At 75.4% G+C, this 24,996-nt stretch carries 19 protein-coding genes and 3 pseudogenes; 12 read left to right on the top strand and 10 right to left on the bottom strand.

Annotated elements, in window-relative coordinates:
* Window positions 1-18: 18 nt before the first annotated feature.
* Genes MCM47_RS15135 through MCM47_RS15150 form a run of 4 tightly spaced genes read left to right on the top strand, consistent with a single transcriptional unit; the run spans window position 19 to window position 3,579 of the window.
* Window positions 19-594: a hypothetical protein gene (locus MCM47_RS15135; protein WP_238862106.1), complete on the top strand. Its 576-nt coding sequence runs from the start codon at window positions 19-21 to the stop codon at window positions 592-594.
* Window positions 591-2,579, top strand: coding sequence for an ABC transporter ATP-binding protein (locus tag MCM47_RS15140; protein WP_238862107.1), 1,989 nt, complete (start codon window positions 591-593; stop codon window positions 2,577-2,579). The genes MCM47_RS15135 and MCM47_RS15140 overlap by 4 nt, the downstream gene beginning before the upstream one ends.
* Complete coding sequence (locus tag MCM47_RS15145; RefSeq protein ID WP_238862108.1) at window positions 2,576-3,058, top strand: S26 family signal peptidase; 483 nt, start codon at window positions 2,576-2,578, stop codon at window positions 3,056-3,058. Before MCM47_RS15140 ends, MCM47_RS15145 begins: the two co-directional genes overlap by 4 nt.
* Entirely contained in the window at window positions 3,055-3,579 is a 525-nt protein-coding gene (locus MCM47_RS15150; RefSeq protein WP_238862109.1) for a MauE/DoxX family redox-associated membrane protein, read from the top strand. The genes MCM47_RS15145 and MCM47_RS15150 overlap by 4 nt, the downstream gene beginning before the upstream one ends.
* A gap of 82 nt (window positions 3,580-3,661) precedes the next feature.
* Here the strand turns inward: MCM47_RS15150 and MCM47_RS15155 are convergent, their stop codons facing one another.
* The 7 genes and pseudogenes from MCM47_RS15155 to MCM47_RS15185 all read right to left on the bottom strand — a co-directional run bounded on the left by MCM47_RS15155 (window position 3,662) and on the right by MCM47_RS15185 (window position 13,099).
* Entirely contained in the window at window positions 3,662-4,528 is an 867-nt protein-coding gene (locus MCM47_RS15155) for an AfsR/SARP family transcriptional regulator (protein WP_238862110.1), read from the bottom strand.
* A gap of 200 nt (window positions 4,529-4,728) precedes the next feature.
* Entirely contained in the window at window positions 4,729-5,433 is a 705-nt protein-coding gene (locus tag MCM47_RS15160) for a TNT domain-containing protein (protein ID WP_238862111.1), read from the bottom strand.
* Between the two features lie 1,043 nt (window positions 5,434-6,476).
* The gene (locus tag MCM47_RS15165) at window positions 6,477-6,887 is read right to left on the bottom strand and encodes a carbohydrate-binding protein (RefSeq protein WP_238862152.1); all 411 of its coding nucleotides are present in this window, start codon (window positions 6,885-6,887) and stop codon (window positions 6,477-6,479) included.
* A pseudogene (locus tag MCM47_RS15170) lies at window positions 6,867-7,667 on the bottom strand (Tat pathway signal sequence domain protein); the annotation flags it as partial. The pseudogene MCM47_RS15170 and the gene MCM47_RS15165, both read right to left, overlap by 21 nt.
* 325 nt (window positions 7,668-7,992) lie before the next feature.
* Window positions 7,993-8,859, bottom strand: coding sequence for a hypothetical protein (locus tag MCM47_RS15175; protein WP_238862112.1), 867 nt, complete (start codon window positions 8,857-8,859; stop codon window positions 7,993-7,995).
* 63 nt (window positions 8,860-8,922) lie between these two features.
* The gene (locus tag MCM47_RS15180) at window positions 8,923-10,827 is read right to left on the bottom strand and encodes an aminotransferase class V-fold PLP-dependent enzyme (protein WP_238862113.1); all 1,905 of its coding nucleotides are present in this window, start codon (window positions 10,825-10,827) and stop codon (window positions 8,923-8,925) included.
* A 46-nt stretch (window positions 10,828-10,873) separates the two neighbouring features.
* On the bottom strand, window positions 10,874-13,099 hold the full coding sequence (locus tag MCM47_RS15185) for an MMPL family transporter (RefSeq protein WP_238862114.1): 2,226 nt from the start codon (window positions 13,097-13,099) through the stop codon (window positions 10,874-10,876).
* A gap of 129 nt (window positions 13,100-13,228) precedes the next feature.
* Here MCM47_RS15185 and MCM47_RS15190 point away from each other — a divergent pair, with 129 nt between their 5' ends.
* Window positions 13,229-13,879, top strand: a complete 651-nt coding sequence (locus MCM47_RS15190; protein ID WP_238862115.1) for a TetR/AcrR family transcriptional regulator — start codon at window positions 13,229-13,231, stop codon at window positions 13,877-13,879.
* A 34-nt stretch (window positions 13,880-13,913) separates the two neighbouring features.
* Here the strand turns inward: MCM47_RS15190 and MCM47_RS15195 are convergent, their stop codons facing one another.
* Together MCM47_RS15195 and MCM47_RS15200 are read right to left on the bottom strand one after the other, a co-directional pair.
* On the bottom strand, window positions 13,914-14,099 hold the full coding sequence (locus MCM47_RS15195; protein WP_238862116.1) for a hypothetical protein: 186 nt from the start codon (window positions 14,097-14,099) through the stop codon (window positions 13,914-13,916).
* Window positions 14,100-14,141: 42 nt separating this feature from the next.
* A complete protein-coding gene (locus MCM47_RS15200; RefSeq protein ID WP_238862117.1) occupies window positions 14,142-14,675 on the bottom strand; it encodes a DUF1360 domain-containing protein in 534 nt (177 codons plus the stop codon).
* Between the two features lie 411 nt (window positions 14,676-15,086).
* Between MCM47_RS15200 and MCM47_RS15205 the strand changes: the two genes are divergently transcribed.
* Window positions 15,087-15,980 carry an MBL fold metallo-hydrolase gene (locus MCM47_RS15205; protein ID WP_238862118.1) on the top strand — a complete coding sequence of 298 codons (894 nt, stop codon included), beginning with the start codon at window positions 15,087-15,089 and terminating at the stop codon, window positions 15,978-15,980.
* Between the two features lie 59 nt (window positions 15,981-16,039).
* Here the strand turns inward: MCM47_RS15205 and MCM47_RS15210 are convergent, their stop codons facing one another.
* Window positions 16,040-16,744 carry an alpha/beta hydrolase gene (locus MCM47_RS15210; protein ID WP_238862119.1) on the bottom strand — a complete coding sequence of 235 codons (705 nt, stop codon included), beginning with the start codon at window positions 16,742-16,744 and terminating at the stop codon, window positions 16,040-16,042.
* Between the two features lie 592 nt (window positions 16,745-17,336).
* Between MCM47_RS15210 and MCM47_RS15215 the strand changes: the two genes are divergently transcribed.
* From MCM47_RS15215 to MCM47_RS15240, 6 genes and pseudogenes are all read left to right on the top strand, one after another.
* On the top strand, window positions 17,337-18,230 hold the full coding sequence (locus MCM47_RS15215; protein WP_238862120.1) for a bifunctional 2-polyprenyl-6-hydroxyphenol methylase/3-demethylubiquinol 3-O-methyltransferase UbiG: 894 nt from the start codon (window positions 17,337-17,339) through the stop codon (window positions 18,228-18,230).
* A 197-nt stretch (window positions 18,231-18,427) separates the two neighbouring features.
* Window positions 18,428-20,032: pseudogene (locus tag MCM47_RS15220) on the top strand (AMP-binding protein); the annotation flags it as partial.
* Window positions 20,033-20,110: 78 nt separating this feature from the next.
* Window positions 20,111-20,455 (top strand): annotated as a pseudogene (locus MCM47_RS15225) (acyl-CoA thioesterase); the annotation flags it as partial.
* A gap of 59 nt (window positions 20,456-20,514) precedes the next feature.
* Window positions 20,515-23,091: an FAD-dependent monooxygenase gene (locus MCM47_RS15230; RefSeq protein WP_238862121.1), complete on the top strand. Its 2,577-nt coding sequence runs from the start codon at window positions 20,515-20,517 to the stop codon at window positions 23,089-23,091.
* A gap of 11 nt (window positions 23,092-23,102) precedes the next feature.
* Window positions 23,103-24,209, top strand: a complete 1,107-nt coding sequence (locus MCM47_RS15235; RefSeq protein ID WP_238862122.1) for a carbon-nitrogen hydrolase family protein — start codon at window positions 23,103-23,105, stop codon at window positions 24,207-24,209.
* Window positions 24,206-24,996: cupin domain-containing protein (locus tag MCM47_RS15240; protein ID WP_238862123.1), on the top strand; the 791-nt coding region annotated here is incomplete at its 3' end. The genes MCM47_RS15235 and MCM47_RS15240, both read left to right, overlap by 4 nt.

The following is a 24,996-nucleotide window of genomic DNA, read 5'->3' on the forward strand; positions in this document are numbered from 1 at the left end:
GCCCAGAGAGGAACCGACATGCTCACCGCCCTCATCGTTCTCGCCGTCGTGCTCGGCACCGCCACCGCGGCCAACCTCGTCCTCACCTTCGCCGTCATCCGCAGGCTGCGGACACTGGAGGAGGGCGGCGGCACGGGCGCGCCCGACGCCCTGCCCGCGATCGGCACCGCCGTCGGAGAGTTCTCCGCCACGACGACCTCCGGGGAGGAGGTCACCGCGGCCGACGTGGCGGTCGGCGACGCCTTCGCCGGCTTCGTCATGGTCGGCTGCACGCCCTGCGGCACCCTGATCGAGTCCCTGGCCGGCGGCGCCGCCACCGGGGCCGCCGACCCGCTCTTCTTCGTCGTCGGCGACCCGGAGAGCCCCGAGACCCGCAGGATGACCGCCGCCCTCGGCCCCGTCGGCCGGGTGGCCGTCGTCGCCGAGAGGTCCGCGGCCACCGCCGCCTTCGGCCAGGTCGACGCCTTCCCCACGCTGCTGAGGATCAAGGACGGCGTGATCGCCGCAGCCGGCCACGAGCTGGGCGACGTCGTGCCGGCCCCGGCCCACCGCACGGCGCCCGCCCGCCCGGCACTGGTCGGGGAACGGGTGTGACCACGACCGTCCTGGGGCGGGTCCGGACCGCGGCCGCCGCGCTGCGCCTCGGCTGGCGGGCCTCCCGCGGCGGGATCCTGCTCCAGCTCCTGCTCGCCCTGCTCACCGGCGCGCTCCCGGCCGCGATGGCCTACGTCACCAAACTGCTCGTCGACGACCTCGCCGGCGCGGGAGGGCCCGGCGCGGCCGACGGCACCCGGGTGGCGTGGCTCGCGGCCGCGGGCGCCGCCCTCGCCGGCGCGACCGCCGTGCTCAACCACGTCACGGCGCTGATCACCGCCGCCGTCGGCCGCGCCGTGAACATCGAGGTGCAGGACCGGCTCTACGAACGGGTCAACGCCTACCGCGGGTTGCGACCGTTCGAGGATCCGGCCACCCAGGACCGCATCCGGCTGGCCGAGACCGCGGCCCAGGGCGCCCCGCACGACGTCCTCGACTTCCTGCTCGACTCGGTCCGCAGCACCGCCACGATCACCGGCTTCCTCGGCACCGTGCTGGTGTTCTGGCCCCCGATGGGCGCGCTGCTGGTGCTCTGCGTCGCGGTTTCCGCCGCCGGCCACCTGCGTACCTCCCGGGGCATGGCCGACACCGCCGCCGCCGTCGTCCCCGCCGCCCGCCGGCAGTACTTCTACCGGATGCTGCTCACCGACCCCCGGGCCGCCAAGGAGATCCGCCTCTTCGGCACCGGCCCGCTGTTCCGGCAGCGCGCGCTCGACGGCCTCCGAGAGACCACCGGCGCCGGCCTGGCCGCGCTGCGCCGCAGCGTCCTCGTCCAGTCCGGGCTCGCCCTGCTCACCGCGGCCGCCGCCGGCACCGCGGCGGTCGTCGTGGCCCGCCAGGTGCTCGCCGGCCGGATCACCCTCGGCGACATGACGCTGTTCACCGCCGCGGTGGCCGCCGTGCAGGGCGCGCTCTCCTCGATCGTGATGCAACTCGGCCGCGCCGAGGAGGCGTTGCGGCTCTTCGGCCACTACCTCGGACTGCTCGCCTCGCCCGCCGACCTCGCCGACGGTACGCACGTCCCCGCCCCGCTGCGCGAGGGCATCACCTTCGAGGACGTCTGGTTCCGTTACACCCCCGACGCCCCCTGGGCGCTGCGCGGCGTCGACCTGCACCTCCCGCACGGCCGCGCGGTCGGCCTGGTCGGCGTCAACGGCGCCGGCAAGAGCACCCTGGTCAAACTGCTCTGCCGGTTCTACGACCCGGAGCGCGGGCGCATCCTGTGGGACGGCGTCGACATCCGCACGATGCCGGTCGACGAGTTGCGCCGCAGGATCGGCGCGACCTTCCAGGACTTCATGACGTACGACCTGACCGCCGCCGAGAACATCGGCCTGGGCGCGCCCGAGCACCGGGAGGACCTCGACCGGATCCGCGCCGCCGCGGCCCGCGCCGGCATCGACGGGACCCTGGAACGGCTGCCCCGCGGCTACCGCACCCTGCTCAGCCGGACGTTCACCGACGAGGACGAGCACGACGGCGTCTCGCTCTCCGGCGGTCAGTGGCAGCGCGTCGCCCTCGCCCGCTCCCTGATGCGGGAGGACGCCGAACTGCTCGTCCTGGACGAGCCCAGCTCCGGCCTCGACGCGCTCGCCGAGCGGGAGGTGCACCAGGCGCTGCGCCGCCACCGGGCCGGGCGCACCAGCCTGCTGATCTCGCACCGGCTCGCCGCCCTGCGCGAGGCGGACCTGATCGTGGTGCTCTTCGAGGGCCGGGTCGTGGAGCGCGGCCGCCACGACGAGCTGGTGGCCCTCGACGGCCGGTACGCGGAGCTGTTCGCCGCGCAGGCCGAGGGCTACCGCGAGGTCGGCGACTCCGTCGCCCAGGGGGACGGTGCCGAGAAGATGCATGCCGTGGCCGGAGGTGCCGTGGGGGAGCATGCCGTGGGTGGAGGTGCCGCCGCCGACGGTGACAGCCCCGTCGTCGAGGCTGCGGACGCCGTGCCGCTGCACGTTGCCGCGGCCCGAGCCGGAGGAGTGCGATGAACCCCCTTCCCCTGACCGCCGCCGTCACCGCCGGGGCGCTGGCGGGGGCCGTGGCGACAGCGCTGCTGCTGCGCCGCCGCTTCGAGCTGGTCGACGTCCAGGGCGGCAGCATGGAGCCCACCCTGCGCGACGGCGACCGGGTGCTGGTGCGCCGCACCCGGGTGTTCCGTCGCGGCGACGTCGTGGTCTTCCCCGTGCCGGACGGTCCGCGCGACCCGGAGGACGCGCCCTGGCTGGTGAAGCGGGTGAGCGGCGTGGCGGGCGATCCGGCCGCGGACGGCTGCCCCGCGGTGCCGCCCGGTCACCTCGCAGTCCTCGGCGACAACCCGCGCAGCCTGGACTCGCGCACCTTCGGCACCGTTCCGAGCCGCACCGCCCTCGGGGTGGCCGTTCGCCGGATGTCCCGCGACGGGCGGCCCGCACAGTCCCTGAACCGATCGGGCCGCGGGACGAACCACGGTTCGAGGAGGACCGCATGACGATGCTGCAACTCACCGCCCGCGCCCTGCTGGTGGTGGTCTTCTTGGCCGCCCTGGTCAGCAAGGCGCGCAGCCGCTCCGCGCTGGCCGCGTTCACCGCCGACCTGGCCGACTTCCGCTGGCTGCCCGCCGCGTTGCGGTGGGCGACCGCCGTCGGCGTGATCGCCGCCGAGGTGGCGGCCGTGGTGCTGCTGGCCACCGTGCGGCAGCTCGGCGCGGTGGCCGTGCTGGTGCTGCTGACCGGGTTCACCGCCGCGACCCTGCAGGCCGGGCGGGCGGCGGACTGCCGCTGCTTCGGCGCGGCGAAGCCCGCCGCCCGTGGCACCGCCCGGGGCTTCGTCCTGCGCAACTGCCTGCTCGCCGCCGCCGCGCTCGCCGTGGCGCTGGCCCCCGGCGGTGCCGTGGCCCCGGCCCTGACGGCGGCTGCCCTGGCGGTGGGCGCCGGTGCGGGCGCCGTGATCGTCCGGTGGGACGACATCGCCTACCTGTTCCAGGGCCCGGCCGCGCCCCGCCGCCCCTGATGTTCCGGCGCCTCCGCCACAGTGCGGCCGCCGCCCGGAGGCGCCTGCTGGAGGCACCTGCCGGGAGCGGCGGCCGCACCGGTCAGCGGCCCGTGCGCCGCCCGTACGGGTGGGTGCGGGCCGGCTGGCGGCAGAGCCGCGGAAGCCGGGGGGCGCACGCGCGGGTGTGCCGGCGCGGGCCGGTCAGGGCCGGGTCGCCGCGCAGGACGGCGCTCTCCAGCTCCACCAGGGCGGTCCCCGGATCCAGCCCGAACTCGTCGGCGAGCAGGGTCCGCAGCCGCCGGGCCGCCGCCAGCGCGTCCGTCTGCCGCCCGCTGCGGTAGAGGGCGAGAACCAGCCGTTCCACCAGTCGCTCGCGGGCGGGGTAGCGGTCCACCATGGCGGTCAGCTCGGGGACGAGCTCCTGGTGCCGCCCGGCTCCGAGCTCGATGTCGGCCAGCAGCTCGTAGGCGGCGAAACGTTCCTCCTCCAGGCGGGCCCGGAACGGTTCCACGAACGGGGCGTCGATGCCGGTGAGCGCGGCACCGCGCCAGAGGCCGAGCCCCGTCCGTAAGTGCTGGACGGCCCGGGTGTGTTCGCCCAGTGCCGTGAGCCGCCGCGCCTCGGCGACCTCCCGCCAGAAGTCCAGCGTGTCCAGGTCGTGCCGGCCGACCGAGAGCCGGTACCCGCCGGCCAGTGAGGCCAGCGGCCCACCGTCGTCCGCCGTCGCGTGACCGGCGGCCGCTCCGGGAAGGAGCTTGCGCAGCGCCGAGACGGCGGTGTGCACCTGCCCGCGGGCGCTCCGCGGCGGCCGCTCGCCCCAGAGCGCGTCCACCAACTGCTCGATGCAGACCTGGTGGTTGGCGTTGAGCAGGAGAAACGTCAGGACCGCCCGCCGTCGCGGTCGGTCGATGGGCACGACGGTGCCCTGGTCGAAGACTTCCAGCGGTCCAAGAACTGTGTAGCGCATGCATCCCCCGTGCTATGGACCTTCAGGGCAGCTCGCGTCAACTCCCGTTTGACAAATAGGAGTCAACAGCTCGCGATGCGCGTGATCATAAGCCGTCGTCTCAGCTATTGGAACAGCGTTGCCGAAAGACCCTGCCGACGGCGGGGCCGGGCCGGCGGGACGGCGCCGGCCCGGCTGCTGCCGTCGGAGGCCGAGGTCGCTCAGGCGCCGCCGGCGCACCGCTCGGGCGGAGCGTCCTGCAGGTACTCGTGCTTGACGAGGTTGGCGACGTTGTAGGTCTCGGAGTCGGCGAAGTCGGACGGCTTGAGGGCGGGGTCCAGCCACTCCTGGTAGCCGAACCCGGGCTGCGCGAAGGCGGCGGCGATGTGGCCCGCCTGGACGCGGAAGTCGCGGTTCACCACGTAGCAGTGGTAGTTGTTCCCGGCGCCGTTGAGCGAGTCCGGGGGCAGTGCGCGCTTGGCGAAGGACGTCCCGCCGTTCGCGAGGTACTTGCCCGTGTCGGCGCCGAAGCGGTCCAGGGTCTTGCCCGGCTGCATCGTCTGCTGGTGCATGTCGAGGTTGCCGTTCAGCTCGGCGAAGCCCCGGTTGCCGGGGTACTTCCACTGGTCGCCGCTGCGGTACCAGTCGAGGAACTGGGCCGGCTGCAGGCCGCCGAGGCGGCGGTAGCCCACCAGGAGCGCCGCCACCGGCCCCTCCGTCGGCAGGACCGCCGGGCCGAGTTCGGGCCGGCCGCAGTAGTAGACGGCCGGATTGTCGGGCGGGAGCAGGTCCGGGCAGTCGGCGGGCAGGCTCCGGTGGGACTCCGCCCGGACCGGCACGGCGGCCACGGCGTCCCCGGCGGCAGCGAGGAGCGTCAGCGGCAGCGCGGCCGCCATGGACATCGAGACGAGCGTGAGGGGACGCATGGGCGGCTCCAGTGGGACCGGGGGAGGGCTGGCGACCTGGGTGCGGCGTGGCGCAGCGGTCGCAGGGCACCGTCATTGCACACGGAAGCCGGTCCGGATCCGAGGGGCCGCGACGATCGGCGGCGCCGACAGCACGCGGGCGGGCTAATCGATATGACGATCAGTCCGATCGGCCCGTCCGTCCCCGGCGCCGTCCGTCCCCGGCACTCGTCCTCGGCCGGTCGCGCTCCCGGGGCCTCCACCGTCGCTCAAGCCCCGCCGTCCAGCGCGTGGTGGAGAGGACGCCGACCTCGTCGTGGCAGTCGGGCTGGTGGATCCCCGGCACCCCGCGGTGCGCGGGGGAGCGGGCCGGCTGCCGTGGTGGGTGTGCCCGTCTCCCGGTGCAGTGCCCGCCGGGTGCCGGCGCCCGAACCGGCTCCCGCCCCGGCCGCGCTCGCCGCCCTTCTCGACGGCGTTCGCGCCGCCGCCCGGCCGCCCAGCCGCCCGGCCGGCCGGCCGACGGGTCGGAGGTGTCGACGGCCCTCGGCCGGGTAGCCGCCCCAGGGGGCCGTGAACGTCGTACGCCGGGGGGAGGGGAGCAGTGATCATGGGAACGCCGCCGAACGACCCGGTACCTCCCAATCCCACGCCGGCTCCGGGACCGGGCCCGCAGCCGGGTCCGTTGCCCGGGCCGGTCCCGGGCCCCGGCGGTCCGGACCCGGTGCCGCCGGGACCGCCTCCGCCGGGGCCGGACCCGCAGCCGCCGCCCGCACCGGGGCCCGACCCCCATCCGCAGCCCGGGCCGCTGCCGGGCCCGGGCCCGGCCCCGGAACCGGTCACCTGAGCACCCCGGGACACCGCCCCCGGCCCGAGCCGTTCAGCCCTGAGCCGCGTTCCGGGCCGACCGGCACCGCGGCCGGGGCGGGACGGCCGGCCTCCCGCGTCGCGCCGGCTCCGCCGTCGTCCGCCAGGGGCGAGCGGCGGCGCACCGGGCCTGCCGGACGCCGCGGGCGGACGCCGACACGGCCCCGGCGCCCCCGAGGGTGGCGCCGGGGCCCCGGAGGTCAGCGGACGGTGATCCGGTCGAGGTGGGGGCCGCCGGCGGCGGTGGTCGAGGTGACCCGGACGGTGTTGGCGCCGGCCTTCAGGGCGATCGGCAGCGAGGTGGTCGACCAGGTGTCCCAGCCGGCGGTGGGCGGGAAGACGCGCCCGGTGGCCACGCGGGCCCCGTTGACGGTGACGTCCATCGGCCGGTCGGCGCCGGTGCCGTTGGCGTAGGTCAGGTCGAGGGTGGCCGCGGACGCGGCAGCCGCCGGCACCGTCCACTCGGCGTAACTCCCGTCGGCGGGGCCCAGGTTGAGGAACCCTTTGCCGCTGAAGCCGGCGTGGTCCGTGTCGATGGTGCCCTGGACGATCCGCGCCTCCTCGGCCTGGTAGACACCGGAGCTGCCGGAGACCAGCTGGTAGCCGCGCATCGCGGTGGTGAGCAGGTAGCAGTTCTGGAGCGAGCCCGAAGTGTCGCCGAGCGAGCGGTAGATGCCCCACTTCGGCCGCACCCGGTCGGCGAGGAAGGTGTCGACGCCGGTCTTCGAGACGTCGACGAGGGTGCTGCCCGCGCTGCGCAGGATCCACCGCACCGAACCCGAACTGCCGTCACCCACCTTGATCTGGAAGTCCACGTCCACCCAGCGGTCGTGCAGCGGGTCCAGACTGGTTCGGCCCACCAGAACTCCGCTGATGGGGAGTTGGAGCTCGATCGTCTGCGCGCCGTTCACCCGGCGCAGGGACTGCACGACGATCGGCGAGGTGCCGTTGCCCGGCTGCTTCATCTGCATGATGTGGGTGAAGGTGGTGGTCGCCTTCAACGAGGAGGGGATGTACATCGAGTAGGTGGTCCGCCAGGTCTGGCCGGGGCGCCACTCCAGGAAGGCGCCGCCCGCGGGACTGCGCATGCCGCTGACCTCGTGGCGCTGCCGGTCGGTGGCGGAGTCCCGGTCCACCGTGTGCATGGTCCAGCGGTAGTCGTCGTTCTCGACCCGGATGTGCGGATGCCCGGCCGGGTGGGAGTCGGCGCGGTCGTCCTCGATCGTCTCGAAGGCGGCGAGGCCGTCGGCGGCGGCCGATGGCGCCCACCGCTGCTGCCAGCTGGAGACGGCCAGGTCGGTCGCTGCCGAAGCGCCGGTGCGCGGCAGCGCGGCGGTCGCGGCCGCGGTCAGGGCGACACCGAGGACGGTCCGGCGGGAAGGCCTGTTCACGGGAGCTCCTTGCGGTCGGTGGGAGGTGACGGCTGCGCGAGCCCGTGCGGACGGGCGCCGGCGGAAGGGGATCCGCCGGCGCCGGACGCCGCGGGGTCGCGCAGCGGGTCGAGCCGGCCGTCGGGTCGGGGTGGTCGAGGCCGCGGAGGCGGTCCGACGTCAGCCCCCGGTGGTGGCGGGCCGCGAAGTCGCGCTCCGGGTGGACTCGTTCATGCCGTCGCCGGGCCTTCCTCGACGGGAGTGGGCTGGGTGACGTACAGAATTCCGACATGAGGGAGCACGGTCAAGAGGTTTGGTTAGGAAAGTTTCCCAACTGACTGGCGGGTCAGCGCCGGGCGGCGCGGCGGCGGCCGGCGTACACGGCTGCGCCACCGGCCGCGACCAGCGCGGTCGCGCCGACCGCCGTGGCGGCCAGCAGGCCGTCGTCGGCTCCGGTGGCGGCGAGCGCCGGAGCGGCGGTGGCCGTGCTGGTGGCCTGGGCCGGGGTCGGGCGCTGCGCCGAGGACGGCGCTCCGGAGGAAGGTGCCGGCGCGGCCGAGGCGGTGCCCGTCGACGTGGGCGTGGCCTTCGGCGTGGCGGAGGCCGGGGCGCCGGCGCTCGTCGGGGCGGGGTCCGTCGGGGCGGGGTCCGTCGGGGTCGGGTTCGTCGCGGTCGGGCTCGCCGGGCCGGCGGTCGGCTTGGGCGGGCAGGCCGTGCCGCCGTTCCAGGAGGCGATCAGCAGACCGGAGAACGGCTCGTCCGGGTAGTGCGGCAGCGGGTGGTCGCTGTCGCTCCCGTCGTACTTCTCGCCCACCCCGTAGAGGGCCAACTCGCCGAAGCAGGAAGGCAGATGGCCGCTGACGTCGAGTGTGTCGCGGTAGTGCTCGCGGGTGAGCGTCGTGGTGGCCCAGCCGAGGAAGGTCTGCCGGCCCGAGGTGGCCCAGGTCGCGCCCTGCGTCTCGTACGACCCCAGGGAGACGTGGTAGTCGCAGCCCGCGGTGGGCCGGCCGGCCAGCCGGACCTGGACGGTGCCCGACAGGGCGGGGATGGTGGAGCTGTTGGTCCAGTTGGCGCCTCCGTCCACGGAGTACTGGACCGGCGGCCGCCCGCAGGCGGGTTCGGCGTGCGCGGCGGGCGCGGCGAGGAGCGCCGGCCCGGCGGTGAAGGCGAGGGCCGTGAGTGCCGGCAGGCCGAGACGAAGATTGCTGAACAAGGGATGTGCTCCTGGGGCGACGGGTTGGACGAACCGGTGGACCGGTACGAAGGGGGCAGCGGGCTAACCGCCGTGCGCGCGGCGCGCGGAGGCGTTCAGGGGAAGCAGGTTCACGGGCAGCAGGGGGAACCAGCGCAGTGCCTCGAAACCGGCCGGGAGCCCGTTCGGGGTGCCGGCCGGAGTGCCGGCCGGGGCGTCCGCCGGGGCGTCCGCCACGGCTTCGGCCGAGGGCTCGGGCCGCTCGGCGAGCAGCGCGCGGGCCTGCTCCAGCTGCTCCAGCAGTGCACCGGGCGGGAATCCCGGCGAGGTCGCCGTACGGGTCCGCCCCCACGGCCGGTCGCGGAAGTCGGCCAGCCGGGCGCCGGGTTCCCCGGCCGGGCGCGCGCGGTGGCGCCACAGCCCGGTGCGGGGGTCGAACGCGTAGTCCGGCAGCAGCCGGTGACCGTCGGAGGCCACCAGGTCGACGGCGGCCAGGACGTACTCGAGCGCCTCGTCCGTGGTGAAGTACGGGAAGCTCACCCGCGTCCACCCGGGCTTGATCCCCTCGAGTCCCTGACCGACGATCACCTCCCGGAACGCCGCGGACCGTTCGGCGTCGATGCCCAGCAGCCGGTGGCCGTACGGACCGGCGCAGGAGCAGCCGCCGCGCGCCTGGATGCCGAAGAGGTCGTTGAGCACGGCCGTGACGAGGTTGTGGTGCAGGTAGCGGTCGGGCCGCCGTCGGTCCCGGACCAGGAAGGACACCACGGGCAGCCGGGGCACGTCGGTGCGCCCCAGCAGCCGCAGGCCGGGGTGGTGCTCCCAGCTGGTCCGCACCCGGGCCCAGGCGGCCTCCTCCCGCTCGTGGATCAGCCGGGTGCCGACGTCCTCCTTGAGGGCGAAGACCAGGCCGGCGCGGATCGACTCGACGACGGCCGGGGTGCCGCCCTCCTCGCGGGCGACCGGATCGCTGACGTAGTCGTGGTCGGCCGGGCCGACGTAGGACACGGTGCCCCCGCCGGGGACGGTCGGTACCGGGCCGGCCAGCAGCTCCCGGTGGACGACCAGGACCCCCGGGGTCTGGGGGCCGCCGACGAACTTGTGCGGCGAGAGGAACACCGCGTCCTTGTGGTCGCCGCGACCGGGGGCGGACTCGGCGACGCGGATCGGCAGGTAGGGCCCGGCCGTCGCGAAGTCCCAGCAGGCCAGGGCTCCGTAGGCGTGGAGGAGGGCGGATATCCGATCCGTGTCCGCCAGGATGCCGGTGACGTTGGACGCGGCGGAGAAGCTGCCGACCCGCAGCGGCCGGTGGGCGTGGAGCAGCAGTTGGGCGCGGAGGTCCCCCTCGTCGAGCCGGCCGTCGGCGCCCTCGCGGATCACCACGACGTCGGCGGCCGACTCGCGCCAGGGCAGTTCGTTGGAGTGGTGCTCGTAGGGGCCGACGAAGACCACCGGGCGGTCGTGCTCCGGCAGCCCGGCACCGTAGCGGCGGCTGCGCCGGGACGGGCTGCGCAGGTCCAGCAGGGCCACCAGGCGGTCCACGGCCGCGGTGGCGCCGGAGCCGCAGAAGAGCACGGCGTGGTCGTCCCCCGCCCCGACGGCGCGGTGGATCAGCGCGCGCGCCTCCTCGCGGAGGCGGCCGGTGTGCAGGCCGTTCCCGGAGCTCTCGGTGTGGGTGTTGGCGTAGCGGGGGAGGACGGCGTCCCGGACGAAGTCCTCGACGAAGTCCAGGGGGCGGCCGGAGGCGGTGTGGTCGGCGTAGGTGATCCTGCGCGGGCCGTACGGGCCGTCGAGGAGGTCGCCCTCGCCGACCAGCCCCGCCCGGATGCGGGCGAGGAGGTCGGCGGCCACGGCGTCGGTGGGCGGGGTGTCGACGGCCGTGGTGTCGACGGCCGTGGTGCCGGTGGGCGCGGGTCCGGCGACGGCGGGTCCGGCGGTCGGCCGGCTCTGGCGGGGTCGCTCGTCGCAGGGCGAAGAAAAGGTGATCATCCGAACTTCATAGCTTGAACGGTGGCTTCGTCTCGGGAGGTTCGCCCTACCGGGCAGGCTGAGCCGCCGGCCGGGGGGTGGTGTCGTCCGCGGGGACGGCGAGGTCCGGGGCCTGCCCGTCGCCCTCGATGTCGAGGTGGGGCAGCAGGCGGTCGAGCCAGCCGGGCAGCCACCAGTTCCGGTCGCCGAGCAGGACCATGGTGGACGGCACCAGCAGCCCGCGGACCACGGTCGCGTCGAGCGCGACGGCGGTGGCCAGGCCGACGCCGAACATCTTGACCACCGGATCGTCGGAGAGCAGGTAGCTCAGGAAGACAGCGACCATGATCAGGGCTGCCGAGCTGATGATCCGCCCGGTGCCGGCGAGGCCCGTCACCACCGCGCGACGGCTGTCGCCCTCCCGCAGGTAGCTCTCGCGCACGGCGCTGAGCAGGAACACCTCGTAGTCCATCGAGAGCCCGAAGAGCACCGCGAACATCAGCAGCGGGACGTAGCCGGGGATCGCCACGGGGCCCTCCAGGCCGATCAGTCCGGCGCCCCAGCCGTGCTGGAAGACGGCACTGAGCACGCCGTACGCGGCGGCGACCGACACCAGGTTCATCACGGCCGCCTTCACGGCGACGATCGGCGAGCGGAAGGCGAGCAGCAGGAGCAGGCCCGCGACCGTCAGGACGAACCCTACGACGAGCGGCATCCGGTGCGCGATCCGCGCGTTGAGGTCGGCCTGGGCGGCGGTGGCCCCGCCGATGTGCAGCACCTGGCCGCTGCCGGCGGTGGCGGCGGGCAGGACGTCGGAGCGCAGCCGGTGGACCAGCGCGGTGGTCGCGGCGTCGGAGGGGGCGGTGGTCGGGGTGACCTGCCAGCGGGCGGTGCGGCCGTCGGCGGCCAGGGTCGGCGGCGCGACGGCGGCGACCCCCTCGGCGCCGCGCAGCGCGGCGGTCACGGCGGCCAGGCGCGGATCGACGGCACCCGCCCCGCCGGCCTGGGCCTGGGCCGGGGTGGGCAGGACGTCGACGACCTGGAGCACCCCGTTGGACCCGGGGCCGAACGCCGTCGCCATCCGGTCGTACGCGGTGCGGCTCATGGTGCCGGAGGCCTTGCTGCCGGCGTCCAGCTGGCCGAGGTGGAGGTGGACGGCCGGGGCGGCGAGGGCGCCGAGCAGGGCGAGTCCGGCCAGCAGCAGGGGCCAGGGCCTGGCGGCGACCAGCGCGGCGATCCGGCCCCAGCCGCGCGGGCGGGCCCCGGGGTCGGGGGCGGACCGCGCGGGGGCCAGGCGCTTCCCCAGCAGGACGAGCACCGCGGGCAGGAGCGTGAGGTTCACGCCCACCGCCGTGACCACGGCGATCGCGGGGGCGAGGGCCAGGGCGTAGAGCAGCGGGAGACCGCCGAGCGCGAGCCCCGCGAGGGCGGCGACGACGGCGCTGCCGGCGAAGGCGACGGACTTGCCCGAGCCGGCCGTGGTGCGCACCGCCGCGTCCTCGATGCCGACCCCCGCGGCGCGCAGCTCGCGGAAGCGGCTGAGCCCGAACAGGGTGTAGTCGATGCCGACGCCGAGGCCGATCATGGCGGCGATGGTCTCCCCGGCCTCGGGGACGTCCATCAGGTGGCCGGCCAGGCCGATGACCGGCAGGGCGATGCCCAGGCCGACGATCCCGGCGAGCAGCGGCAGCCCGGCGGCGACGAGGCTGCCGAGGGTGACGGTGAGGATCACCAGGGCCGTCCCGAGGCCGATGGCCTCGCTGCGGCCGGTGCTCCCCTTGTCGACCGCGGCGGCGAGGAAGCCGCCCGGCGTCACCTCGATGCCGGCGGCGGCGGCCGGTGCGGCCGCGGCCAGCACGGCCTCGGTGGTGGCCGGTGTCACCTCACGTCCGGTGAGGTCGAGCTCGACCGAGAGGTAGGCGGTGTGGCCGTCGGCGCTCATCGCCGCGGCCCCGGCCGGTTCGTACGGCGTGGTGACGGCCACCACGTGCGGCACCGCGGCCACGGCCGTGGCCGCCGCCCGGACCGCCGCGGCGGTCTCGGGAGCGGTGAGCGGCGCCGCGGTGGCGTCGGTGTGCAGCAGTACGGGCTGCCGGCCGGACGGCGAGCCGGGGAAGGCGCGGTCGGTGACGTCCTGGGCGGCCTGGCTGTCGCTGCCGGGGATGGAGACGGCCTCACTGGTGACGCGCCCGAACACCGCGAGCGCGGTGAGCGCGGTGGCGAGCAGGAGCAGCCAGGTCGCGACCACGCGCTTGGGTCTGCGGGCGCACCAACGCCCCGTGCCGGTGAACATCTGGGGTGGACCGTCCTTCTCGCGGCGGCGGGACCACGGAGGCGTCCGGCCGAACTCATTGCACTCGCTGTGCAACGCGTACACTTGCACTCACGGTGCAAGAATGTCAACGAGACGCCGGAGGGCCCCGTGAAACGGACCGAAGCCGCCACGCCCGTCCCCGACGGACGCACGGAACGCGGGCGTCAGACCCGCGAGAAGATCGCCGACGCGATGCTCTCGCTGCTCGACGAGGGCCAGGCGCACTTCCCCGCCGACAAGGTCGCCGAACGCGCCGGCGTCTCAAGGCGGTTGGTGTTCCACCACTTCGCGGACATGGCGCAGCTGGCCGAGGTCGCCGTCGGCCGGCGGCTGGAACAGGTGATGGCGCAGGTCCGGCCGCTCCCCACCGACGGGCCGCGGGACATCCGGGTGGCGGCCCTGGCGGAGCAGCGCGCACGGATCCTGGAGGGCGTCACCCCGGCCCGGCTCGCCATCATGCGGCTGGAGAACCCCTCCGCCCGCGTCCAGGAAGGCGTCCAGCAGATGCTGGACTTCGCGCGGCTGCGGCTCACCCAGATCTTCGCCCTGGAGCTCGACCCGCTCCCCGAGCCCGCCCGGACCGACCTGCTGAACGGCCTCGACGCGGTCACCACCTGGAGCGCCTGGTACCACTGGCGCAGCTCCGGGCTGAGCGCGGAGCAGGGCCGCCACACCATGGCCGCCACCGTCCACGCCCTGCTCGCCGCCGCGGACCGCCCGGCCGGGGGGTCCTCCGCGGAGGACCCCGCCGGGGCGTGAGCCCGCCCGGCCGGGAGGCCGGGCGGGTGCCGGCTCAGTCGGGCGCCTCCTGTGGCGTCGGCTCGCCGGCCGGTCGGGTCACCTCGTACTCCGGACCGTCCTGCGGCCCCTTCTCCTCCTCGTGCTCGGGCGGTGGACCGCCCTCGCCGGTCATGCGGGACTCGGGGGTCTCCGTCGGCACCGTCGGGTCGTGGGGAATCGGTTCTTCCTGGTCGGTCATCGGGTCCTCCTCGGGAGGGGACGGGGGTGGTCGGGGACGCCGTCAGTCCGTGGCCTTCTGCAGGCCCACCCGGACGAAGTGCAGCAGATCGGCGACCGTGAGGGCGGTCAGGCCGGAGCAGACGAGCCTGGTCGGCCCGGGAGCGAGGACCGCGGCGCCGGTCAGCCCGGTGGCGATCCACAGGCCGGTGCAGAACGGACAGGTGATCAGCTCGCCGACGACACGGCGCGCGCCCGTACCGCGGGCCTCCTCCGCCAGCTCGGCCGGCCCGCCCTGGCCCCGGAACCTGGTGAAGGGCACCCTGAACGGGCTGGTGACAGGGTCCTTGGCGACCAGCCGGGACAGCCGGTGCACGGCACCCGCCGTGAGCAGCACGTCCCACGGCCCGGGCTCGGGAAGGGGCCGTCCCGTGCGTCGGGCGACGGCGGCGAGCAGGCCGGTAATCCCGAGGTACGCGGCCACGGCCGCGAGGTACCCCGCGATCGGCTGCTCGCCGTCCGCGTCGTAGGCACGGCGCTCCTGGCGCAGCGCACCCCCGACTGCGGTGGAGCCGGTGATCGCGCCGGGCCCGGTCATGGCCTGCCCCCCGGAGCCGTCCGCACCGTGGCCGCCGCACCGGACCCGGGATCCACCGGGCCGGCGCGCGGGGCGAGGGGGAGATCGAGCATGGGAACGGCCTCTCGTGAGTGGGCGGGACGTCCGGACCCGGCGTGTGCCCGCTCCGTCCCGCTCCATGCACGAGGTGCGGCGCCCCGGCCGCGCCGGTTCCCCGGCGCGGTCCGCCTGCCGGGCGGCCTTCCACCGCCGGGCCGGCACGCCCGGCGGACCGCCGGGCCGCGTTCGGGCGCGGTGCCGTGCAGCCCGGCGCGGTGGCCCCGTGCGCCACGTGGTGCGGGCGTGGCGCGGGGCCGGGAGAGTGGAGACATGCGCGGTCGAGCCTCGCCATGAGTCGGCAGGCGCGCGCGCAGGCATGATCGGAGGAGCACCGTGACCACAGACATCGCCCTCGGCTACGACGTGTTCGTCCTCGATCCGTCGCCACTGACCGGGTCCGGACCGCTGCCCAACGGGGAACCCCGGCGCTACCAGCCCATCGCGGTCACCCTCGTCCACGGCCGGCAGGACGCCGTCCTCGTCGATCCGCCGCTCACCACCGAGCAGGCGCAGAGGGTCGGGGACTGGGTCGAGGCGAGCGGGAAGCGGCTGACGCACATCCTCGCCACGCACGGCCACGGCGACCACTGGTTCACCGCCGACATGCTCGCCGGGCGCTTCGGCGCCCAGGTGGTCGCCTCCGCCGGGACCATCGAGCGGATGCACGACAACGTGTCGGCCCGGGAACTGCTCTGGGACGTGATGTGGCCGGACCAGATCCCGGTGACCGCCGTGACGGCCGAGACGGTCCCGGGCAACCGCCTCACCCTCGAGGGACACGACCTCGCCCTCGTCGAGGTCGGGCACGCCGACAGTGACGACTGCACCGTGCTGCACGTGCCGGACCTGGGCCTGGTCGTGGCCGGCGACGCGCTCTACAACGGCGTGCACCTGTACCTCGGCGACGCGGCCGCGGGGGAGTTCGGCCCGTGGCGCAAGGCCATCGACACGGTCGCCGCCCTGCAACCGCGCCGGATCGTCGCGAGCCACCAGAACAAGGACCTCGACGACGACGCCGGGCGGATCATCGCCGAGACCCGGCAGTACCTCGACGACGCCGAGGACATCCTGGCCCGGCAGAAGACGGCGGAGGACTTCTTCGCGGCGATGCTGGAGCGCCACCCCGACCGGCTCGGCAGGACCGTCCTCTGGGTGAGCGCACGCGCACTGTACTTCGCCCGCGAGGGGGACGACCCCTGGCAGACCCTCATGGCGGCCTGGCTCTGACCGCACGCGGCCGGCCGTGGGGTGCGGGTACCGGCGGTCGCCGGCGGCGAACGCCTCGGTCAGGGGGCGGCGACAGCTCCGGGGCCGAGCTGTTCGGCGATCCAGGCCGCCGCGAAGGTCGTCCAGGTGGCCGCGTCGCCGGAGCCGTGGGCGAGGCCGAGGGCGTGCGGGCCGTGGGCGAACACGTGCACCGTGTGCGGGACGTCGTGCGCCGCGAGGGCGGCGGCGAGACGGTAGGTGTGCTCCGGCGGGACGTGGACGTCCTCGGCGGTGTGCCAGAGGAAGAACGGGGGCGACGCCGTGGTCACCAGGGCGTCGAGCGAGGTGGCGCGGCGCAGGTCCGGCGGGGCGTCCTCGCCGAGCAGGATCAGCTGGGAGGGCCGGTAGGTCGCGGTCTCCATCGACGTCACCGGGTAGCCGAGGACGGCGAACCGGACGGCCTCGCGGGGGTCGGCGCTCGGCGCGAGGGCCGCGTGCCCGGCGAGGTGCCCGCCGGCCGAGAAGCCGATCAGGCCGATGTGGTCGGCGCCCTGCTCGCGGAGGCGCCGGATCTCGCTGCGCACCGCCTGGAGCGGAACGGGGTGGCGTACGTTCACCGGGTAGCGGAAGACGCTCGCCGACAGGCCCAGGCCGGTGAGCCAGCCGACGATCGGCTCCGCCTCGTGCTCCGCGTGCGTTCCGTAGCCTCCGCCGGGCAGCACGACGACGTGTGCCGTCGCGCCTCGTCCGTCGGCCGTCCGCGGTGTTCCGGCCGCGGCGCTCACGGGCGGCCTCCGTCCCGCGGGCCGGTCGGGCCCGTCGCGGCGACGCGGCCGGCGGTCCTCGTCCCGGGCGCCCTCACCGGAATCGGTCGGACCGGGCCCCTCCTGACCATCCACGGTGTGTCCATGGTTCCCAGGGTGAGTGCCCGGGTGCCCGCGGCGCGACCGGAGCGGTCGGCCCGCGCCGGCTCGCGCGGCGCCACGGCGGGGCTCGCCGTCAGGTCCTGCGGGCCGCCACGGTGACCATGCGCCCGTGACCCGCCGGTGCTCGTCGAGGAGGTGGCCCACGCCGGCCGGCGCGTCGGCGGCACGTCCTGGCCCTCGCCGTGATCGAGCGGCTGCCGGGTGACCGACCGCACCCCGACCGCCGGCGCCTCTTCGTGACGCGTGCCGTGGCCTTCGGCCGATCGGCCCAGGCTCGGCGCGCCTCGGCCGTGCGCGTCGTCGCCGGGGGAGGATCGGTGCGGCGGCGGCCACCGGACGTCCGCCCGCCACCCCCCTCCGCGCACGAAAGGCCGGCCATGGATCCCTTCGAGGCCACGCCGCTCCGGCTCCCCGGGCGCGACGACGCCCGCGGACGCCCGCCGGCGGCGTGGTGACCGCCGACCCGCGCGGGGAGGCGGGCGGCGGCCGCTACGGCGAGGCGGTCTTCCGCCCCGAACAGGCCGGTGAGGGCGAACGGACCGACCTCGGCGCCCTCGCCTACGACGACGTCACCATGGCGCGGCTACGGGCACTCGGGGTCGGCCCGGGTTGGCGCTGTCTCGACCTGGGGGCCGGCACGGGCACGGTCTCCCGCCGGCTGCTGGCCGAGGCCGGGGTGGCGGGCGTGCTCGCGGTGGACCGCGACGTGCGCTTCCTGGACGGACGCTCCCTACCCCGCCGGCCGCCTCCCGAGCCCGGGCTCGACGTCCTGCAGGCGGACATCACCGCCCCGGACTTCGCCCCCGGCCGGTTCCGGCTCGTCCATGCGCGCTTCGTGCTGATGCACCTGCCCGAACGCGACCGCCTGATCGCGTCACTGGCGGAACTCGTCGAGCCCGGTGGGGTGTTGGTGCTCAGTGACGCGGTCGACCTGACGAGCGACCGGGCGCCCGACACCCCGTACAGCGTGGCGATGCGGGCGATGTGGCAGGGGCTGCGCGCCACCATCGGGACCGACGCCACCTCGGCGACGTCCTACCCGCACCGGTTGCGCGAGGCGGGGCTCGGACGGGTCGCCGCCGAGATCCACGTGCCGCCGTTGCTGCCGGGCAGTCCCGTCACCCGCTTCTGGTCGGACACCTGGGAGCGCAGCAGGGACGCGATGCTCGCCACCGGTCTGGTCGACGACGCGGCCCTCGACGCGGCCGTCCGGTACCTGGGCTCCGACGAGTGCGCCGACCTGTCGGCCGGCATGCTCACCGCCTGGGGATGGAAGCCCGGGGGAGCGGTGATGCGGCCCCCGACAGCCGAGGGGGCCGAGGGCGGTCCCCGCGGCCCGGCGTGACCGCCTCGGCGGCCGGGGACGGCCACCACCCCGTCCGGGTGGGCGACGGCGAACTCGAGAGCTGACCTCTGCTCACGGCCCGGCACGGCCCGGCCCGGCAGGGTGCAAGCAGTCCGGTGTTTGTATCGATCCCTTGACTGGCGTCAGCGGAGCGCCATACTGGCCTCACTCCCCGCTCGCCGAAGAGGTGCCGCCGCATGGAGCTCACACCCTCAGCGCATCTGGACACGTTCTGCCGCGACAACCTCCCGCCGCTCGACCAGTGGCCGGAACTTCTCTTCGAACTCCCCGAGCTGGCCTATCCGGACCGGCTCAACTGCGCGCACGTGCTGCTCGACGAGTCGATCGACCGCCTCGGCCCCGACCGGCGCTGCCTGCTCACTCCGACGGAGCAGTGGAGCTACGGCGACCTGCGGGAGAACGCGGATGCGGTGGCCCGGGTCCTGACCGACGACCTGGGCCTCGCCACCGGCAACCGGGTGCTGCTGCGCGGCCCCAACACCCCCTGGCTGGTCGCCTGCTGGCTCGGGGTGCTGAAGGCCGGCATGGTGGCGGTCACCACCATGCCGCTGCTGCGGGCACCCGAACTGACCGCGATGCACGAGATCAGCCTGCCGGCGGCGGCACTGTGCGACCACCGCAGCCTGGCCGAGCTGGAACGGGCCGCGCTGCGGGACCTGACCGTCCTGCCCTACGGCGGCCCCGGACCGGACGACCTGATCGCCCGCTGCGCCGCCCGGCGCGGCCGCTTCACCGCGGTGCCGACCGCCGCCGACGACGTGGCGCTGATCGCCTTCACCTCCGGCACCACCGGCCGTCCCAAGGCCACCCTCCACTTCCACCGCGACGTCCTCGCCAACGCCGACACCTTCTCCCGGCACGTGCTGCGGCCCACCCCGGAGGACCTCTTCGCCGGCACTCCGCCGCTCGGCTTCACCTTCGGCCTCGGCGGCCTCGTGGTCTTCCCGCTGCGGGCCGGCGCCGCCACCCTGCTGCTGGAGCAGGCCGGCCCGGAGGAGCTGACCGAGCAGGTCGCCCGGCACCGGGCCAGCGTGCTGTTCACGGCGCCGACCGCCTACCGGGCGATCCTGGCCGCCGGGCTGGCCGGCCGGCTGTCGGGCGTGCGGTGCTGCGTCTCGGCCGGCGAGCACCTGCCGGCCTCCGTCTGGGAGGCCTTCCACGCGGCCACCGGGCAGCGCCTGGTCGACGGGATCGGGGCCACCGAGCTGTTGCACGTGTTCATCTCGGCCGCCGACGGTGACATCCGCCCCGGCGCGACCGGCCGGCCCGTCCCCGGCTACCGGGCCGCCGTGCTCGACGCGGACGGGGTGCCGGTGCCCGACGGAAGTCCGGGGCTGCTCGCCGTCAAGGGCCCCACCGGGTGCCGCTACCTGCGGGACGAGCGCCAGCTCAGCTACGTGCGCAACGGCTGGAACCTCACCGGCGACACCTACGTGCGCGACCGCGACGGCTACTTCTGGTACCAGGCGCGCACGGACGACATGATCGTCTCGGCCGGCTACAACATCGCCGGGCCCGAGGTCGAACAGGTGCTGTCCGACCACCCGGACGTGCTGGACAGCGCGGTGGTCGGCGTGCCCGACGAGCGGCGTGGCAGCGTGGTCCGGGCGTACGTGGTGCTGCGCGAGGGCGTGCCGGCCGGGGCCGGGACCGTCCGGGCACTCCAGGAGCACGTCAAGCGGACGATCGCGCCGTACAAGTACCCGCGCGAGATCGAGTTCGTCACCGAACTGCCGCGCACCGCCACCGGCAAGCTGCACCGGGCGGAGCTGCGTCGTCGGGCGGCCGTGCACCCGGCCAGCGTGGCGGTGGAGCGGCGGGTGGAGTGGTCGGACACCGACGCGGCCGGGCACTACCACTTCTCGGCGGTGCAGCGCTGGGTCGAGGCGGCGGAGGCGGTGCTACTGCGCCGGCTCGGTCTGGCCGGGCTGTTCGGCCGGATCCCGCGGGTGCACTTCGAGGCCGACTACCGCGAGCGCCTCTGGTTCGGCGACCCGGTCCGCACCGAGCTGCGCGTCCTGCGGGTCGGCGGCTCCTCGCTGCACTACGCCTTCGAGGTGCACGGTCCGCTGGGGCTGGCCGCGACCGGGCGGATGTCGGTGGTGCACGCCGCCGCGCAGGCGAAGGGCGCCGAACCCTGGCCCCCCGAGGTGCGCCGGGCGCTCGCCGAGTCCGGGCCGCAACAGCCGGAGGGCTACCGGTGACCGGCGGGCGGCCGCCGGTCAGCGGCACGGTCGGCCCGGCGAGTGCCGGAGGGCCGCCGGTGAGCGGCGGGGGCGTGCCGGCCGGCTCCGCGGTGCGGCGGATCGCGGTGATCGGCGCCGGGCCCGGCGGGCTCTACTTCGCCGCGCTGGCCAAGAAGCTGGCGCCGCACCGGGAGATCACCGTGTGGGAGCGCGACGCCCGCGACGACGCCTACGGCTTCGGCGTGGTCTTCTCGGACGAGACGCTGGACGGCATCGCCGGGGCCGACCCGCCGGTCTTCGCCGCGCTGTCCGCCGAGTTCGCCCGCTGGAGCGACATCGACGTCCGCTACGCCGGCCAGGTGCGCACGTGCGGCGGGCACGGCTTCGCCGCACTGGACCGCAACCGGCTGCGCGCGATCCTGCAACAGCGCTGCGCCGACCTCGGTGTGGACGTGCGCTACCGCACGCCCGCGCCGCCGGTGACCCGACTGGCGGCCGGCTACGACCTGGTGGTGGCCGCCGACGGCGTGCGCTCGGCCACCAGGGCGGCGCTCGCGGAGGCCTTCCGGCCCGAACTGGACGAGCGGCACTGCCGCTACATCTGGCTCGCCACCGACAAGGTCTTCGAGGCCTTCACCTTCATCGTCGAGCAGCACGACTTCGGCGCACTCCAGGTGCACGCCTATCCGTACAGCCGGCGGCGCTCGACGTTCATCGTGGAGATGGCCGAGGAGGCGTGGCGCAAGGCGGGCTTCGAGGAGCCGGCCGGGCGGGAAACGGGGCGCGGGGAGAGCGACCTGCCGAGCGTGCTGCGGTGCGAGCGGTTGCTCGCCGCGCACCTGGACGGGCACCGGCTGATCCCCAACGCCTCGCGCTGGATCCGCTTCACCACCGTGCGCAATGCGAGCTGGCACCACCGCAACGTGGTGCTGCTCGGGGACGCCGCGCACACCGCCCACTTCTCGATCGGATCGGGCACCAAACTCGCGCTGGAGGACGGCCTGGCACTGGCCGCCGCACTGCATGAACACCCCTTGCTGGAAGGTGCGTTGGTGGCCTACGAGCGTGAGCGGCGTCCGGTGGTGGAGTCCGCGCAGCGGGCCGCGCAGGCGAGCCTGGAGTGGTTCGAGACCGTCGGCCGGCACACCGGCCAGGGCGCCGAGCAGTTCGCCTTCAACCTGCTCACCCGCAGCCGCCGCGTCACGTACGGCAACCTGCGCGCCCGGGACGCCGCCTTCGTGGACGCCGTCGACGCGGCCTTCGGCGGTGCTGCGGACGGCGGTGCGGCGGCCCGGGCCGGAACCGCCCACGGCGCGGCCTCCGCGGCCGGGAGCCCCGATGGCGGCGCGGCGGGCGTTCCGCCGATGTTCCGGCCGCTGCGGCTGGGCCGGCTGCGGCTGCGCAACCGGATCGTGGTGCCGCCGCTGGCCACCTTCACCGCCGTCGACGGGATGCCCAGCGGATTCGACCGGGCCCAACTCGGCGCGCAGGTCCTCGGCGGCGCCGGCCTGGTCTTCACCGGCATGACCGCGGTCAGCGCGCAGGGCCGGGCCACCGAGCGGTGTCCGGGGCTGTGGACGGACGCCCAGGAGGCCGCCTGGCGTTCGGTGGTGCGCGCGGCCCGGGAGCTCGGCGACACCCCGTTGGGAATCCAGCTGACCCACGCCGGACGGCGTGCGGCGAGCACCGTCCCCGGCCCGGACGGGATCGGGCACCCCCTCGCGGACGGTTGGCCGACGCTGGCGGCCTCGCCGCTGCCCTGGGAGCCGGGGGCCCCGCCGCCGCGCGCCGCCGGCGCGGCGGAACTGGCCGGTGTGGTGGCAGACTTCGCGGCGGCCGCGGCCCGCGCCGACCGGGCCGGATTCGACGTGCTGGGGCTGCAGTTCGGCCACGGGCACCTGGTCTCCGGGTTCCTGTCGCCGCTCACCAACCACCGCACCGACCGCTACGGCGGGCCGCTCGAGCACCGGTTGCGGCTGGCCCTGGAGGTCCTCACCGCCGTGCGGGCCGCCTGGCCGGCCGGCAAGCCGATCGTGGTCCGGATCTCGGCCGCCGACTGGGCGCCGGGCGGCACCACCGAGGCGGAGGCGGTGGCGATCTGCCGGGCACTGGCCGGCGCGGGCGCGGACGCCCTGGACGTCTCCACGGGCGAGGTGGTCGCGCACCAGGAAGTGCCCTACGGGCGGGGCTACCAGGTGCCGTTCGCCGACCTGGTCCGCAACGCGACCGGGATCCCGACCGTCGCGGTCGGCGCGATCTCCGGCCACGACGACGCCAACTCGGTGCTGCTGGCCGGCCGGGCGGACCTGGTAGCGGTCGGCCGGGCCCACCTGTACGACCCGCTGTGGACGCTGCACGCCGCGGCCGAGCAGGGCTACGCGGGCCCCGGGGCGCGCTGGCCGGAGCCCTGGCAGCCGGGCAGCAGTCGGCCGCCCGGGCCCGGCGCGGACCGCGTCGCGCCCCGGCTGCGACTGCTGCCGGAGGCGGCCGCGCCGGTGCACCGCCGCTGGCTGCCGGCGGACGGCCCGGCCGCCGGCAGCCGGGACGAGGACGCCGGCCGACGGGACGAGGACGCCGGCAGCCAGGACCAGGACGCCGGCAGCCAGGACCAGGACACCGGCCGGAAGCCCCGCACCGAGCCCGTGTCGGACTGAGGGAGGACCGGATGCCCCACCTGCCCCGCTTCACCGCCGCCGCCGTCCAGACCGCCCCCGTCTACCTGGACGCGGACGCCACCGTCGACAAGGCCGCGGCCCTGATCGCCGAGGCGGCCGCGCACGGCGCCGAACTGGTGGTCTTCCCCGAGGTCTTCGTGCCCGGCTACCCCTACTGGAACTGGACGATGAACCCGGTCCAGGGCTCGCCCTGGTTCGAACGCCTCTACCTGGCCTCGGTCGACGTCCCCGGCCCGCACGTGGAGCTGCTGTGCGCGGCCGCCCGCCGGGCCGGGGTGGTCCTGGTGATCGGCGTCAACGAGCGCGGCGGGCCCGGCCTGGGCACCCTCTACAACACGCTGCTCACCATCGGCCCGGACGGCAGGCTGCTCGGCGTGCACCGCAAGCTGGTCCCGACCTGGGCCGAGAAGCTGACCTGGGCCCCGGGCGACGGCAGCTCACTGGTGGTGCACCGCACGCCGATCGGCCCGCTCGGAGCGCTCGCCTGCGGCGAGAACACCAACCCGCTGGCCCGCTTCACCCTGCTCGCCCAGGGCGAACTGGTGCACGCCGCAAGCTACATCGCCCTGCCGGTCGCGCCCGACGACTACGACATGGCGGAGGCCGTCGCGCTGCGCGCGGCCGCGCACTGCTTCGAGGGCAAGGTGTTCACCGTGGTGTCCTGCTCGACGATCTCGCCCGAGATCGTCGACCTGGTGGCCGGTGAGGACCAGCGGGTCCGCAAGCAGCTCGCCCGCCCGCGCGCCGCGCTCTCCGGAGTCTTCGGCCCGGACGGGCGCCCGGTCACGGAGCCGCTGGTCGACGAGGAGGGCATCGTCTACGCCGAGATCGACCTCGCGCGCTGCCTCCAGCCCAAGCAGATGCACGACATCGTCGGCCACTACAACCGCTTCGACGTCTTCCGGCTGCACGTCGACACCGACCCGCACCGGCCCGTGCACCTCCACGAGGGCCACCGACCCGACGGATTCCGACCCGACGGATTCCGACCCGACGGACTCCGACCCGACGGACTCCGACCCGACGGACACCGACCCCCGGCGAGCCGGCCCCATCCCGAGCAGGAGAGCGGCACCCACCACCAGGAGGAAGCGTGAACGACTACGACGACACCCGGCTGGGCCGGGCCAGGGTCGGCGACAGCCCCGAACTCGCCGCCTACTACGAGGAGCTGGCCAAGCAGGAGGCCGGCGCGCTGTGGACGGTGGCGAACGAGATCGAGCCCTGGTACCCGCAGCCCAGGTCCGTCCCGGTGCTCTGGCGCTACGCCGACCTGGCACCGCTGGTCCGCAAGGCGCTGCCGCTGGTCCGGGCGGACGACGCCGGCCGCCGGGTGGTGATGCTGGTCAACCCCGGCCGGCGTGAACTGAGCGCTGCCGTCGGCCTGTTGTACACCGGCCTGCAGATCATGGGACCGGGTGAGGCGATGACCGCGCACCGCCACCAGGCAGCCGCGCTGCGCTTCGTCCACGAGGGCACCGGCGCCTGGACGATCGTGGACGGCCAGAAGCTCAAGGTCGGGCCGCGCGACTTCGCGATCACGCCCAACAACACCTGGCACGAGCACGGCAACGAGGCCTCGGACGAACCGGTGATCTGGCAGGACGGACTGGACATCCCGCTCGTCAACGCCCTCGACGCGGGCTTCTACGAAGTCCACCCCGAGCTCTACCAGCAGCCCGGCACGGTGGTGAACTCCTCGCTGCTCAGCTACGCCGGCACCCTGCTGCCGTACGGGGTCGAGAAGTGGAGCCGCCCGTACTCCCCGCTGCTCGGCTGGCCCTGGGAGCCCAGCTACGAGGCGCTCCGCCGGCTGGCCCGCGCGGGCGAGGGATCCCCGTACGACGGCGTGATCATGGAGTACGCCAACCCGGTCACCGGCGG

Source organism: Kitasatospora sp. A2-31 (genome assembly GCF_022288725.1).
Taxonomy (GTDB): domain Bacteria; phylum Actinomycetota; class Actinomycetes; order Streptomycetales; family Streptomycetaceae; genus Kitasatospora.

Bases quoted from the DNA above. Each gene is read 5' to 3' on its own strand.
- MCM47_RS15135 (WP_238862106.1), top strand. From the start codon at position 19: ATGCTCACCGCCCTCATCGTTCTCGCCGTCGTGCTCGGCACCGCCACC.
- MCM47_RS15145 (WP_238862108.1), top strand. From the start codon at position 2,576: ATGAACCCCCTTCCCCTGACCGCCGCCGTCACCGCCGGGGCGCTGGCG.
- MCM47_RS15150 (WP_238862109.1), top strand. From the start codon at position 3,055: ATGACGATGCTGCAACTCACCGCCCGCGCCCTGCTGGTGGTGGTCTTC.
- MCM47_RS15155 (WP_238862110.1), bottom strand. From the start codon at position 4,528: ATGCGCTACACAGTTCTTGGACCGCTGGAAGTCTTCGACCAGGGCACC.
- MCM47_RS15160 (WP_238862111.1), bottom strand. From the start codon at position 5,433: ATGCGTCCCCTCACGCTCGTCTCGATGTCCATGGCGGCCGCGCTGCCG.
- MCM47_RS15165 (WP_238862152.1), bottom strand. From the start codon at position 6,887: ATGCGCGGCTACCAGCTGGTCTCCGGCAGCTCCGGTGTCTACCAGGCC.
- MCM47_RS15180 (WP_238862113.1), bottom strand. From the start codon at position 10,827: ATGATCACCTTTTCTTCGCCCTGCGACGAGCGACCCCGCCAGAGCCGG.
- MCM47_RS15185 (WP_238862114.1), bottom strand. From the start codon at position 13,099: ATGTTCACCGGCACGGGGCGTTGGTGCGCCCGCAGACCCAAGCGCGTG.
- MCM47_RS15195 (WP_238862116.1), bottom strand. From the start codon at position 14,099: ATGACCGACCAGGAAGAACCGATTCCCCACGACCCGACGGTGCCGACG.
- MCM47_RS15200 (WP_238862117.1), bottom strand. From the start codon at position 14,675: ATGACCGGGCCCGGCGCGATCACCGGCTCCACCGCAGTCGGGGGTGCG.
- MCM47_RS15235 (WP_238862122.1), top strand. From the start codon at position 23,103: ATGCCCCACCTGCCCCGCTTCACCGCCGCCGCCGTCCAGACCGCCCCC.